The sequence below is a fragment of the Muriicola sp. Z0-33 genome, from assembly GCF_026126425.1.
In the GTDB taxonomy this organism is placed as follows: Bacteria; Bacteroidota; Bacteroidia; order Flavobacteriales; family Flavobacteriaceae; genus JAFMPW01.
This window is the reverse complement of the sequence record NZ_JAFMPW010000036.1, coordinates 1-845: the sequence shown is the minus strand read 5'-3', so window position 1 is coordinate 845 and position 845 is coordinate 1. Positions and strand designations below refer to the sequence as shown.

The window sequence follows — 845 nt, the reverse complement described above, 5'->3', positions numbered from 1 at the left end:
ACCGACGATCAGAATATATCAGGATCAGGACTTTCAGGAACCGATCTTACCATTGGTATTGAAAACGGAACAAACGAAGTAGTTGATCTTTCATCTTTGGTAGGTACAGACGATCAGAATATCGAAAGCCTTGCTGTAGATGCAGGAACCAATGTACTGACAGTAGGTATCGAAGACGGTACCAGTCAGACCGTAGATTTATCGCATTTAGATGATGCCGGTACAGACGATCAGAATTTGACAGGAGCCTCCTTAAGTGGCGCCAATGTACTTCAGATCGATATAGAAAATGGAACTTCTACAACAGTAGATTTATCAGCATTGGATGATGCCGGTACAGACGATCAGAATCTTACCCTTGCCGGTACAGATCTTAGTATTGAAGATGGTAATACGGTAGATTTATCCGGATTTGTATCCACAGATGATCAGAATATAGCTGGTTCCGGACTATCGGGAACAGATCTTACCATAGGAATAGAAAACGGAACTAATCAGGTAGTTGATCTTTCATCTTTAGTAGGTACGGACGATCAGAATATCGAAAGCCTTGCTGTAGATGCAGGAACCAATGTACTGACAGTAGGTATCGAAGACGGCACCAGTCAGACCGTAGATTTATCGCATTTGGATGATGCCGGTACGGATGATCAGAATATAGCTGGTTCCGGACTTTCCGGAACAGACCTTACCATAGGAATAGAAAACGGTACCAATCAGGTTGTTGATCTTTCATCTTTAGTAGGAACTGATGATCAGAACTTAACACTGGCAGCTAATACACTCTCTATAGAAGATGGAAACAGTGTAGATCTCAGTGGATACCTGGATAATACAGATGACCA

At 42.2% G+C, this 845-nt stretch carries 1 protein-coding gene; it reads left to right on the top strand.

The window, feature by feature from the left end; genetic code table 11:
• Window positions 1-845, top strand: an 845-nt coding sequence (locus J1G40_RS18250; protein ID WP_265244100.1) for a hypothetical protein, incomplete at both ends; no start/stop codon positions are given.